Here is a 12,452-nt window from a genome sequence, read left to right on the forward strand (position 1 = left end):
CGAATAAATTTTATTAAAGTCAACAATAAGTGTACACCAAGCTGCCGCCTGCTCTTATTTTACAATTAATTTTCACAGGAGAATAATGGAGATTGATTGGGCTACAGACCCTATTAGGCCCTAGCAACCTACAGTTAATAAAGGAACAAAATAAAAGTAACCGGAAGCCTGGTATAAGCGCTTCCACTACGACGACACCGGTCAGCTATAACCAAATGTCTTTTTTACAAGAGGATAACAGGTTGTAACAAAACATTTAAAGTTTTTCCTATCTTCAGATTCTCAACAACAACAATTAGGGACGGATATATTTATTAAAATGAAACCAAGGGAATTAATCATCAACAGCATTGAACAGACCTTAGTTGAACCACTAAGTAAACTGGGATTTACGTTTTCAAAAAGTACACTGACGTTTAAGCGAAAACTTAAGGAATTCGTTCAGACCATTAGTTTTCAATTGAACAGGCATAATGAAGAAGATACATGTGCTGAATTCTGGACCTCCTACAGCGTATCCTCCAAGGAATATTCCCGCTGGCACAAAGCAGAATTCGGAACAGGAGATACCAATGATCATTTGAGTACCGAAATGGACTGGAACATCAAAGGCATGACATTTCCTGTCATTGACGACAAGCAAGAGTTACATTTTCAAATCATAGCCGCATCACATCGTGAAAAAGTGCTGGGTATTTTAAAAGAAAACGTAATTAACATCGGCATTCCTTATCTGGATCGTCTTTCTGACTGGGAAAATGCAGCGCACGACTTAGTGGATAAAGATTGGTTTCATGACAAAGCCGCCGACTTCTTCCTGATTGCAAGCAATAAAGAGAAAGCACGATGGGCATTACAGCAAGGGCTTGATTATTGGGACCGGCATCCAAAGGCTTCCTTCCCTGAAAGTAAAGATGAACTTCATAAAAGGATTGTCAAATACTTTTCATAGGATTGTCGTAGCTAGCACAATTATTTCTTATCTTTAAGTTAGATAAAACAATTTACTATCACTTAAAATGCTTTTACCTACTGTCGGCATTGAACAAATTTTCAATCTTCCTTACACCAAGGAGGACTTTAAAGTAGTTCATCACCAACCGATCAATATGCCCTCTATTCCTCATGCCCATAAGCATGATTTTTATATGATTTTGCTCATCGAAAAAGGAAGCGGCACACATACCATAGATTTTAAAGCGCATGAAGTAAAGGATCAAATGGTGTTTTTCCTTGCCCCCGGACAGGCACATCAATGGGAGCTTTCAAAAGATACCACAGGGTATCAGCTGATGTTTTCTCTAAAATTCCTATTGCCTGGAAGTCAACGTTTCCCCTATTTCAACCTATCGGCTTCGCCATTTCTTCCCTTAACAGACGAGCAGTACCTGGCCTTGACCCAGGAACTTGAAAAAATGGAAAAAGAGGTGCATCATTCACAAGACCTATACATTGATGTCCTTCAATCCCGTTTACAGGTGGTCTTATTATTGATAAAAAGATGGTACAGCGATAATTTTTCGGTGCAGGAATTCGCCCCTGATCACCGCATTATCAACAGTTTCCTAACGCTTCTGGAAACACATTATGCCACACATAGTGAAGTTTCCTTTTATGCCAATGAGATGAGTGTCACGGCAAATTACCTGAATCAGGTGTGCAGAAAAAAATCGGGAATTACGGCTGGGGACTATATCAGGGAGCGGATTTTACTGGAAGCAAAGCGAATGCTCACGTTCAGCAAACTGGATATTAAAGAGATTGCCTATACACTTGGCTTTAATGATACTTCTTACTTTTCCCGCTTTTTCAGGAAATACACCAACAGCAGTCCTCAGGAATTTCGCAAAATGAATAATTAGTACCCTTGATGTGCTAAACAGTCCTACGCCGGTATTTTAGGGAAATATACATTTGCATATGAATTACCGCATTACCTATTTAGTGGCTTTGCTGATCTTCAGCCTATGCACTTTAACCGCATGTTCACAAGAAAAAACTATGGACCCTACGAAAACCGGAGTCTTCGATATCATCGCAGCACAAAACACCACCAAACTTAAAGAATGGATTGCCAGTCATAAAGACGTGGAAATACGAAATGAAAAAGGAGAAACGCCGCTCATGGCAGCGACCTATCTAAACCACCTGCCAATGGCCAGCCTATTAATCGATGCCGGGGCCAGCGTAAATGCTCAGGATAAGATGTTAAACAGCCCTTTCCTTTATGCCGGAGCTTCCGGTTACCTCGATATTGTTAAACTTTGCTTAACAGCAGGCGCAGATTATAAAATCTTTAACCGATACAATGGTACTGCATTGATTCCTGCCTGTGAAAAAGGCCATGTGGCCGTGGTTGCTGAATTGTTAAAAGACAAGTCCTTCCCTATCGACCATATTAACAGGCTGGGCTGGACTGCCTTATTGGAAGCTGTGATTCTGGCTGATGGCAACAGCAGGCAGGTCCAAATTGTACAAATGCTCGTAGATGCCGGAAGTGATGTGAATATCGCCGACAAGGATGGTGTGACCGCGCTGACGCATGCACGTCAGAAAAACTTCAAAGAAATCGTCAGCATCATAGAAAAAGCAGGTTCAAAAAAATAAACACCATGAAACCATTATAAGCATACCGCTTAAAAGACAATATTCTGATGAAAAAAATAACATTTCTATTGCTTGCCCTATTCTTCATTCAGGCATCATTTGCCCAGAAAAAAGCGGCAGACCTTTTGATTAAGTCGGCCACAATTATTGACGTAAACACAGGGAAAATCATCCCAAAACAGATGATTGCCATTAAAAACGGCCTTATCATCGCAGTTTTACCGGAAAGCCAACTTAAAAAATACACGGCGGTAAAGACCCTGGATGCCCGGGGTAAATACGTGATGCCCGGCCTGTGGGATATGCACATGCATTTTGGAGGCGGAACAGAAATCATTGAAGAAAACAAAAACCTTCTCCCCTTATATCTTGCTTATGGGATTACGACCATTCGCGATGCAGCGGCCGATATTAGTCCGAGTGTATTGCAATGGAGGGCAGAGATTGCAGCCGGAAAACTACAAGGGCCAACAATTTTCACTTCGGGACCTAAACTGGAAGGTTATAAATCAGTATGGAAAGGAGACATTGAAGTCGGCAATACCGGGGAAATCAAACAGGCACTGGATTCTCTGCAAAAGATGAAAGTCGATTTTGTGAAGATCACAGACAATACCCTGAGCCCGGAGCTTTTTTTAGAAAGCATCAGAATGGCCCGTCAGCGTGGTTATCAGGTGTCTGCACATATCCCGAACGCACTGACGATGGAACAGATCGCAGCGGCGGGGCTAAGCTCGGTAGAACACCTTGGCTATGCGCTTAAAGCAGGATCTAAAATAGAGCGGGAAATTTCTGCGGAAGTGGCAGCAGGGACGTTAAAAGGCAAGGCATTTAACCAAAAGGTGATGGACACTTTTGAGGAAACCGCAGCAATGGCGACCTACAGAAATATGGCCGAACATGGCATGTACATTACCCCAACCTTATCACTAAATTACATTCTGACTTATTTCGAGAAGGATAACCATAAGCATGACACCTACCTTCAATACATTGGAAAAGGGCTTCAAAAAACTTATGAAGGAAGGGTAAAAAGAGTAGAGCAGGATGATGCCGAAGCCATTGAATTCAGGCATCAATTATTTGAAAAAACCGTTAAAACCTTACCATTATTGCAAAAGGCAGGCGTAAAAATAATGGCAGGAACAGATGCCGGATACCTGAATTCTTATGCCTATCCCGGAATCGGCTTACATAAAGAACTGGAATTATTGGTTAAATACGGACTAACACCACTTCAGGCATTGCAGGCATCAGTGGTTAATTCCCCTGCTTTTCTGAATAAGAAGGTATATGGAAGTCTGAGTACAGGAAAAAGAGCAGACCTGCTATTGTTGAATGAAAATCCATTAAAAAATATCAGCGCTACCCAAAAAATATATGCTGTAATTACAAAAGGGGAACTGCTCGACAGGCATACCCTGGATCAGATGCTGGAGAATGTTAAAAAGAAAAATGATTTATCATTATAAAATGACCTCATATTAAGTACTTTAGGGATTGATTAATGCTAACTCAATCTTATGAAGATCTCAATAATCCTTGCGGATGATCATCCGGCAATTCTGGAAGGTATACAAGCTTACCTCAGCAAAGATGATCAGTTTAACATTATTGATCGTGTATCCAATGGGCTTGCCCTTTTACAATCCGAAGCCATCTACCGGGCAGATTTGATCTTACTTGACCTGAATATGCCTGGTTTGGATGGTTTAAAGACACTTGATGAGTTGAAAAGCCGATCATTAAAGGCTAAGATCATCATCATGACCAATTACAATTCTCCCGAACTGATTAAAGACTGCAGGTCAAAGGGAGCGAGTGGATACGTGGTTAAATCAGGTAAACTGGAGTTGCTTTCGGGGATCATTTCGCAGGTATTGGAAGGAAAACTCTATTTCCCGATTTTGGGAGAAAATCAGACAGGGGCTTCTTCTTTTTCCTATTTTGATGATTTTCTGAAAAAACATAAGCTGACGAAACGTGAGGTGGAAATCATCAGACTGGTTTGTCAGAATATGAGAACCAGGGAAATCGCAGAGCGGTTATACCTATCGGAATTCACCATTCATACCCACAGAAAAAACATCATGCGAAAATTGGAGATCGGAGATTCTACCGTTGCGCTTTATGACTTCGCGATCAAGAATAAGCTCATTGTGAGCTCCTAAAAAGCGCCTGTCGGGGTATTCCGGCAGGCGCTTTATCTCTATTTTAGTTTAGTACCCTAGATTTTGAGGTCTAAGGTTTGGATTGTTTTTAATCTCTACACTTGGCAGTGGGAAAAGTAAGTGTTTTTCCGCCAATACCGTTGAAGGACTTTCAGCAAATGCATGTCCGACAAAGTTATCGAAGCCATTGGTCGACTCATTGTACACTTTTCTTAAGCGTACCATATCAAACCAGGTGATGCCTTCGTAACATAACTCATGCCAGCGTTCGCGCCATACAGCTTCCTCAAAAGCGGTCTGGGATAAACCGGAAAGCTCTGGTATCAATGCACGTCTTCTGATCTTGTTCAGCGCCTCATATGCAGCGATATTTGGAGTCCCGTCTGCCCGGTTTTGTGCCTCAGCATAAGTCAACAATACCTCTGCAAAGCGGATTTGTGGCCAGTTTAAATCACTTTGTGTAGTTCCTGCAGTACCCAATGTCCCATTCGCCACCACATCAAAATGTTTAAAAATATAAGGTGCATTCAGTGCTTTCAGTTCTCCGTTCCCGCCTGTGTAATAAGAAGTATAAAAGAAGCCCTCTCTGTCTTTGGCCCTTAAATCCCCGGCCTCAAAAGACTGATAAAACTTTGTGGTTGGAACCGTACTTCCCATTTCATCGCTATAGGCAGAAACATTCTTAAAATTGGGTAACAGCAATTGCTGCATTGGATTTCCCGAAACAGTAGCCAGGTACTGAATCTGAAAAATGTGTTCTCCTTTATTTTCCTGGCTCAGGCTATGAAGGTCTGCATAAGAAGGAAAAAGGCCATAACCGCTGCTGGTCATCACCTCAAGAGATTTATCTGCGGCAAGTTTATAATAAGCAGCACCTTTGTTTAGCGGTTGTCCGGCCATGGTAAGATAGACCTTAGACAGCAATGATTTTACCGCACCTTTGCTCACTCTTCCACTTGCATCCTGCCATGGCAGCCCTGCCTCTTCTGCAGCAGTCAGGTCATCTGTAATTTGCTTATAAACCAATTCCGTTCCGGTTCTGGTTGGATAAAAATCAGGCGAAGTTGCAGTCTGGGGAGTGGTAATCAATGGTACGTCCCCATATAGTCTCACCAGATAGAAATACGCCCAGGCACGAAGAAACCTGGCCTCACCGAGGATCTGGGCTTTTCTGGTTGCATCCATCGGATTGATTGCGGGAACCTTTTCAATGACCAGATTCGTTTGCGCAATCACATTGTACAGCCCTGCCCACCAGTTTCTCACCAATAAATTTTCTCCGTTAAAAGATAAACCAAGAAGGTTATTCAAATCGGAATTCTGTCCGGTTTCTGTTCTCGCAGTTCCGGTGACCATTTCGAGCATCGAAAAGTTTGCGACGAAAATGCCGGCCCCATTCCCAATGAAGCGTGTTTGGGCATAAGCCGCAGCTATAGCGGCTTCCCCATGCTCAGGAATGGTATAATAGGTTTCAGGAGTTAAATTTGAAGGGTCTTTTTCTTCGAGGAATTTTTTACATCCTGTTCCAAGTACGACTAACGCAACGAGAAGGATTTTACCTGTATATTTTATATTTAATTTCATGATATATTTAATTAAAGTAGAAGCGATCAAAACTATAAACCAACATTTAAACCAACCATATATGTGGTGGGCTTAGGGTAATCAAAGAAGGTTTGTCCTTGTGCAAATGCATTGGAGTAAGTAGTTACCTCAGGGTCATTTCCGGAGAATTTAGTAGCCAGGAAGAAATTCTGCACACTGGTATAAACCCTCAATCGGTTTAATTTCAATTTTTTGGTGATGGCTGCAGGGAAATTATAACCTAATAAAAGGTTTCTTCCACGAATGAATGAGCCATCTTCTACCCAACGGGTATCCACATTGGTTACATATCCGGCCCTGGTATCACGAATTGCTGCAATTGGTGTGTTCTGATTTTGAGGAGTCCAGGCATTGAGCACGGAACTGTAACTATTGGCCAATCCAACGCGGTCTTCTGCGGAGTGTTTTGTCATGTTGAGTACATCATTTCCTGCAGAATATTGAAGTTCAACAGTCAGGTCGACATTTTTGTACTTAAAGGTATTTGAAAATGAACCCCATGCTTTCGGACTTCCGTTACCAATGATCATACGATCGGCATCGTTAATCTGATAATCTCCATTTACATCAAGGTATTTAACATCTCCCGGTAATATTGTTTTCCCTCTGTAGTTATATTTTGCGGCTTCTGTACGTTCACTTTCGCTCCAGGTACCCAGGCGGGTCAGGCCCCAGAATGAACCTACTGCTTCACCTACACGAATGATTCCGGTTTCATTAGTAAAACCTGGGTTTCCCACGCCAAAAATATCTGCCGGAGTAGCAAGGGAAAGCACTTTATTTCTATTCATTGAAATATTAAATGCGGTATTCCAGGTAAAATCTTCTGTACTGACGTTCACTGTATTGATCGCAAATTCCAAACCTCTGTTTTCCATGCTACCAATATTTCTCGTGATAAAGCTATATCCACTGGTGAGTGGCACCGGCGCATCCAGCAGCATATCGGTAGTTTTACGGTAGTATACATCGGCTTCAATGCTGATCCTGTTGTTAAATAATCCCAGCTCTACACCAATATCAGACTGGCCTGTTTTTTCCCATTTCAGATTTGGATTTGCAAGGCGATTGGTTCCCACACCGCCAAATCGGGTATTGTTAAAGATGGCCGCATATCCTGTTCCCAACACCCCCAATGAAGAGAAACTTGCGATCTCGGAGTTTCCGGTCAAACCATAACTTGCACGCAGTTTCAGATTAGAAATCACCGGACTTCCTTTGATAAAATCTTCTTCAGAAACTTTCCATGCCACTGCTCCTGAAGGGAAAAAAGCATATTTATTGTTGGATCCGAATTTAGAGGAACCATCCATACGTCCGGTTACCGTAAACAGGTACTTGTCCTTGAAGCTATAATTCAAACGTCCAAAATAGGAGTTAAAAGCAAAACGGTCCGCCCTTGAACTCCCCGGAATTGGTTTACTTGCCCCGCTTAAATTATTATACTCTAAATAATCTGTGGAAAAGTTCTCTCCTCCTACTGCAAAGCCGAAGATATTTGTTTTCTGCCATGATAAACCCAGTAAGCCGGTGATCGCATGGTCTTTAGCAAAACGCTTATTATAGGTCAGATAATTTTCAAAAGACCAATAGGTTTCCCTGTTGTTATCTAAAGTAGCCGTTCCTTTTTGATCGAAAGAGATTCCATATAAGCTTCGTCCGTTATATTCAGAACGTCCGCGGGTTACAATATTCGCACCGATTACACTCCGGAATTCCAGTCCTTCCGCCAGGTTAATATTGGCATAAGCGTTTCCAAGTGTATTTTGCGTCTGTAAAATATATTTACGGTCTGTCAGGATATGTACCGGATTGGACCCTCCTTCAGCACCAGGATAATTCTGGTTATCTGCCCAGGTTCCATTAGGATATTTAACAGGTAAAAAAGGGAAACTTTCGGTGATCATCCTAACCGAGTTTAATCCGCCAGTACCTATATCCACCAAATTTTCCGTTTGATTGGTATAGTTCAGGCTTCCTCCTACTTTCATCCATGTTTTGATCTGACTATCCATCGTAAACCTACCGGAATAGCGTTTCAGGTAAGAATTTTTCAACAAGCCGTTATCATCACGGTAGTTCAGGAACAGGCCGTAGGTATTTTCTGCATTACCTCCTGTAAACCCGAGCTGATGATTTTGCGAAAGCTTATTTTGCGTTGCTTCTTTAAACCAGTCGGTATCGTATAAAGGATTTCCATTGGAATCGAAAAGCAGAGGCAAATTTTTTCTTTTAATTCTCGGGTCCACGTATTTTCCTCCGGCAAAACCTTCAGGATCGTAGATTTTAGCATTATCGAAAGCCAGGTTTTCTACCTCAATAAATTCTTTTGCATTGAGCATTTCCACTCTTTTCGGGCCTATTGTCGGCACGCTAAAATCAACATCATAACTGATCTTGCCACCAGTAGCAGAACCTTTTTTCGTGGTCACTAAAATAACCCCGTTGGCACCTCTGGCTCCATAGATGGCAACAGAAGATGCGTCTTTAAGCACCTCTACAGAGGCAATATCTCCCGGGTTTAAGAAGTCTATTGCATTACTGTTCTGAGTTTGAGAACCCACAGGAAGAATTACGCCATCGATTACATATAAAGGATTGTTGGTCGTTTTGATGGAACTGAAACCACGGATTCTGATATTGGTCTGACCACCAGGGCGTCCGGAGTTTGAATTCACCTGCACTCCTGAAATACGCCCGGACAAGGCCTGGTTTAAAGAAGCTGCAGGGCGTTCCTTCAGTTGTTCTTCTTTTACAGATCCTACAGCACCGGTCACATCAGATTTCCTCCTTGTTCCATAACCTACCACGACCACATCGTCCAGGTTTACCCCTTCAGCAGGCACCAGTTTGATGCTCAAGGGAGTCGCACCCGATCCGGCAGCACGTGTTTGCGTCGTATAGCCGATATAACTGAAGGACAGTTGCTCTGTGGCACTCTCTACTTCAATACTGAAACGGCCTGCAGCATCGGTTACCGTTGATTTATTTGTTTTTAAGGATTTAATCCCCACCCCCGGTACGGGCGTTGACTTTTCATCCAGCACTGTTCCGCTGATGATTATCTTTTGTGTTACCCCCTGAAAGAAAAAAGAAGTATGGGAATTGGCACTGGAACTGATTCGCGCTGATGTCGCAGCGAAGGCCTCGATTCCCGTTAGACAAAGCATAGGGAGCCCTGCCAGAACTAAGTGTTTGATTTTCATTTTTGTTGTTTTTAGGTTAGTAAATTATGGGTTGGCATTTGGGAATGCTTGCTGCTTCGACACCAATGGTTCATGATGGCGGATGTCGAAACAGGGATTGGTACTGAGTGACACTAAACCGTTTTAACAATTTAATATCAATGTTGAGTTGGCTTATTTATTCATGCGATTTGCGTTAGGGGGTGAATACTTGGGTTGATTATTAAATATATAGTAATACGTTTTATCAATTCCTTCAAAAAAAGAGTATGAAAGCTGCTGTTCGATTAACTCCGGGAATCCCGGTTAAACCGGATTGCCCATAGCCCCACCCTCCTTCGAAGATCAAAAGGCCATAAATCACTAATAATTAAAAGCTAATACGTTTTATAAATCCGTCAACGGTAATCTATTAGAAATAGTAAAGACATTCATATTTGGTTATATTTAGGTTAATTAATGGTCTATGTAAAGTATCAGGCTCGAACTAATACGTTTTACTAAATCAATATTAAAGAATAAATCCTAAATTTCAAACAATATCTGAAACTAAATGTAATTCAAGGTTTTGGAGGATTTAAAGCCCTTTAAGGAAACGCATGATGAGCTTGGCTGTTCTTTCTGAAGCACCTGCTGTTCCCATTTTACCAGATAATTCGGCATAATCCTCCAGCATTTGCTCCCTTTCGCTGCCTTCCAGCAGATTTTTCAGGTTTCTACTGATCTCTAAAGTATTGCAATCCTGCTGAATAAGTTCTGTAACAACTTTTCTATCCATGATCAGGTTCACAAGAGAAATAAAACGGATGTTGACCAGCATTCTGGCGATAGCAACAGAAATTGCCCCTCCCCTATAGACTACGACCTGTGGAACATGAAATAACGCAGTTTCCAGGGTAGCTGTACCTGAGGCCACCACAGCGGCTTTTGCGACATGGAGCAGCTGATACGTTTGTCCGAAAACAAGGGTTACGTTTGCCGAGTTGATAAACTGCCGGTAATAGGTCTCCTCAAAGCTCGGTGCTGCTGCCACCACAAATTGCTGTTCTGGGAAGTCCGCGGTTACACTCAACATATCCGGTAACAGGCGTTCAATCTCCTGTTTCCTGCTCCCTGGCAATAAAGCGATAATGTCTTTGTCAAGCTGGTACTTGCTCCGAAAATCCGGATCAGGGATAAATTGAGCGATCTCATCCAATAATGGATTTCCCACATAATCGACCTCCATTCCCCAGGTCTTGTAAAATTCTACTTCAAAAGGCAGAATGCAGAATAGCTTATCCACAATTCTCTTTATTTTAAGTACTCTTTTCTGATTCCAGGCCCATACTTTTGGAGAAATATAATAACATACTTTGAGGCCGTTCTCCTTCGCAAATTCTGCGATTTTAAGGTTAAAACCAGGGAAATCAATCAGAATCAATACATCAGGACGGTAAGCCAGCACATCTTCTTTACAGGCTTTCATGTTTTTGAAGATGGTGCGAAGGTTCAGCAGTACTTCTGTGAAGCCCATAAAGGCCATTTCCGAATAATGTTTTTTCAATACCCCACCTTCTGCCCGCATCTTATCTCCACCATAATAACGAAAATCAGCAGCGTCATCTTCTGCTTTAATGGCTTTCATTAAATTAGCACCGTGCAGATCTCCGGAAGCTTCTCCCGCTACTAAATAGTATTTCATCAGTATATAATTTGATTTTTTTCGATCTTTTTATTGATTTTCAATGGTTTTCAAGAGCTCCCAAGCGAGGTTCATTGCTTTTTGTAAGCGGTGTGCTGATGATGGTTTCATTATTGGTTGATTTTATAGAAAAAGAACACAAAAGCCCACATGAATGTAGCGCTGATGATGCCTCTTCCCAGATTTTCCTTGTTCAATTTAAAGAAGTAATGGAGTAATCCGGCATTTGCCGCAATACAGGCAATCAGCAGCAGGTCTGCTTTCGCAAGGAAAGCATAACGGTGCATGAGGAACCACACGATACTGATCAGGATCCCAGGGACCATAATTCCGATCCCCAGGCCTATAAATACGGAATCTTTAATCTTTTTTAACATCAAATGTCCAGGAGTTTAAAATGGGGATGGCATGGTGTGCGGTCAGGTCAAACTGTACCGGAACAACAGATACAAAGCCGTTTTCCAAAGCCCATACGTCGGTATCCTCTCCTTTATCATTGTTCTGGAATACGCCTGTTAACCAATAGTAAGGCCGTTGATATGGATCTTTACGTTCGTCAAATTCCTCTGCCCATTTTGCATTTGCCTGTCTGCATATTTTGATCCCTTTCAGTTCCGCTCCTTTTGGAAAGTTGACGTTCAATAGGGTTGCCTGTGGCAAACCATGTTTCAATACTTCTTCAGAAATGGATTTAATGAATTTTTTACAATGGCTGAAGTCTGCACCTTCAGAAAAATCATCCAGGGAGAAACCTATAGAAGGAATTCCTTCAATCGCCCCTTCCACCGCAGCAGACATCGTTCCTGAATAGATCACATTGATAGAGTTGTTCAGGCCATGGTTGATTCCGGAAACACATAAATCAGGCTTTTTGCCTTTAAAAATCTTATTTACTGCCAGCTTCACACAATCCACAGGAGTGCCGGAACATTTGTACATTTCTACGCCTTCGTAAAGATCAACGCGATCAAAACGTAATGGTTTTCCGATGGTAATGGCATGTCCCATTCCAGACTGCGGGCCATCAGGTGCTACGACAACCACGTTACCCAGCTCCTTCATCACGTCGATCAGGTTTTTAATACCCGGTGCAGTGATTCCATCATCGTTTACCACTAAAATATTAGGTTTAGACTTTTGCTTCATCATGTCTGTAAAAATACAAGATTTCAAGAGAATGTTCAGGAATAATGCACATTC

10 protein-coding genes are annotated in these 12,452 nt (G+C 42.0%); 5 read left to right on the forward strand and 5 right to left on the reverse strand.

Features of this window, described 5'->3' with window-relative positions; all coding sequences use genetic code 11:
* Positions 1 to 319: 319 nt before the first annotated feature.
* The 5 genes from BLQ87_RS26480 to BLQ87_RS26500 all read left to right on the forward strand — a co-directional run bounded on the left by BLQ87_RS26480 (position 320) and on the right by BLQ87_RS26500 (position 4,778).
* Complete coding sequence (locus tag BLQ87_RS26480; RefSeq protein ID WP_074611938.1) at positions 320 to 952, forward strand: DUF4304 domain-containing protein; 633 nt, start codon at positions 320 to 322, stop codon at positions 950 to 952.
* A gap of 67 nt (positions 953 to 1,019) precedes the next feature.
* Positions 1,020 to 1,862, forward strand: a complete 843-nt coding sequence (locus BLQ87_RS26485) for a helix-turn-helix domain-containing protein (RefSeq protein WP_074611939.1) — start codon at positions 1,020 to 1,022, stop codon at positions 1,860 to 1,862.
* A 139-nt stretch (positions 1,863 to 2,001) separates the two neighbouring features.
* Positions 2,002 to 2,607, forward strand: coding sequence for an ankyrin repeat domain-containing protein (locus BLQ87_RS26490; protein ID WP_245723936.1), 606 nt, complete (start codon positions 2,002 to 2,004; stop codon positions 2,605 to 2,607).
* Between the two features lie 47 nt (positions 2,608 to 2,654).
* Entirely contained in the window at positions 2,655 to 4,079 is a 1,425-nt protein-coding gene (locus tag BLQ87_RS26495) for an amidohydrolase family protein (protein WP_074611941.1), read from the forward strand.
* A gap of 51 nt (positions 4,080 to 4,130) precedes the next feature.
* Positions 4,131 to 4,778: a response regulator gene (locus tag BLQ87_RS26500; protein ID WP_074611942.1), complete on the forward strand. Its 648-nt coding sequence runs from the start codon at positions 4,131 to 4,133 to the stop codon at positions 4,776 to 4,778.
* 48 nt (positions 4,779 to 4,826) lie between these two features.
* On the opposite strand, the gene BLQ87_RS26505 is transcribed toward BLQ87_RS26500, so the two are convergent.
* The 5 genes from BLQ87_RS26505 to surE form a co-directional block, all read right to left on the reverse strand.
* Positions 4,827 to 6,362, reverse strand: coding sequence for a RagB/SusD family nutrient uptake outer membrane protein (locus BLQ87_RS26505; protein WP_074612010.1), 1,536 nt, complete (start codon positions 6,360 to 6,362; stop codon positions 4,827 to 4,829).
* Between the two features lie 32 nt (positions 6,363 to 6,394).
* Complete coding sequence (locus tag BLQ87_RS26510; protein ID WP_074611943.1) at positions 6,395 to 9,589, reverse strand: SusC/RagA family TonB-linked outer membrane protein; 3,195 nt, start codon at positions 9,587 to 9,589, stop codon at positions 6,395 to 6,397.
* A gap of 556 nt (positions 9,590 to 10,145) precedes the next feature.
* Positions 10,146 to 11,252: a lipid-A-disaccharide synthase gene (lpxB, locus tag BLQ87_RS26515; RefSeq protein ID WP_074611944.1), complete on the reverse strand. Its 1,107-nt coding sequence runs from the start codon at positions 11,250 to 11,252 to the stop codon at positions 10,146 to 10,148.
* A 110-nt stretch (positions 11,253 to 11,362) separates the two neighbouring features.
* Positions 11,363 to 11,629 (reverse strand): stationary phase survival protein SurE, encoded by a 267-nt coding sequence (locus tag BLQ87_RS26520; RefSeq protein ID WP_074611945.1) that lies wholly within the window; start codon positions 11,627 to 11,629, stop codon positions 11,363 to 11,365.
* Positions 11,613 to 12,401 carry a 5'/3'-nucleotidase SurE gene (surE, locus tag BLQ87_RS26525; protein ID WP_074611946.1) on the reverse strand — a complete coding sequence of 263 codons (789 nt, stop codon included), beginning with the start codon at positions 12,399 to 12,401 and terminating at the stop codon, positions 11,613 to 11,615. Before surE ends, BLQ87_RS26520 begins: the two co-directional genes overlap by 17 nt.
* Positions 12,402 to 12,452 lie beyond the last annotated feature (51 nt).

It is taken from the genome of Pedobacter steynii (genome assembly GCF_900103665.1).
In the GTDB taxonomy this organism is placed as follows: Bacteria; Bacteroidota; Bacteroidia; order Sphingobacteriales; family Sphingobacteriaceae; genus Pedobacter; species Pedobacter steynii.

What these genes read in the sequence shown, in the direction of transcription:
- BLQ87_RS26495 (WP_074611941.1), top strand. Translation starts at nt 2,655, where the DNA reads ATGAAAAAAATAACATTTCTATTGCTTGCCCTATTCTTCATTCAGGCA.
- BLQ87_RS26480 (WP_074611938.1), top strand. Translation starts at nt 320, where the DNA reads ATGAAACCAAGGGAATTAATCATCAACAGCATTGAACAGACCTTAGTT.
- BLQ87_RS26510 (WP_074611943.1), bottom strand. Translation starts at nt 9,589, where the DNA reads ATGAAAATCAAACACTTAGTTCTGGCAGGGCTCCCTATGCTTTGTCTA.
- BLQ87_RS26500 (WP_074611942.1), top strand. Translation starts at nt 4,131, where the DNA reads ATGAAGATCTCAATAATCCTTGCGGATGATCATCCGGCAATTCTGGAA.
- BLQ87_RS26520 (WP_074611945.1), bottom strand. Translation starts at nt 11,629, where the DNA reads ATGTTAAAAAAGATTAAAGATTCCGTATTTATAGGCCTGGGGATCGGA.
- BLQ87_RS26490 (WP_245723936.1), top strand. Translation starts at nt 2,002, where the DNA reads ATGGACCCTACGAAAACCGGAGTCTTCGATATCATCGCAGCACAAAAC.
- surE (WP_074611946.1), bottom strand. Translation starts at nt 12,401, where the DNA reads ATGATGAAGCAAAAGTCTAAACCTAATATTTTAGTGGTAAACGATGAT.
- BLQ87_RS26485 (WP_074611939.1), top strand. Translation starts at nt 1,020, where the DNA reads ATGCTTTTACCTACTGTCGGCATTGAACAAATTTTCAATCTTCCTTAC.
- lpxB (WP_074611944.1), bottom strand. Translation starts at nt 11,252, where the DNA reads ATGAAATACTATTTAGTAGCGGGAGAAGCTTCCGGAGATCTGCACGGT.
- BLQ87_RS26505 (WP_074612010.1), bottom strand. Translation starts at nt 6,362, where the DNA reads ATGAAATTAAATATAAAATATACAGGTAAAATCCTTCTCGTTGCGTTA.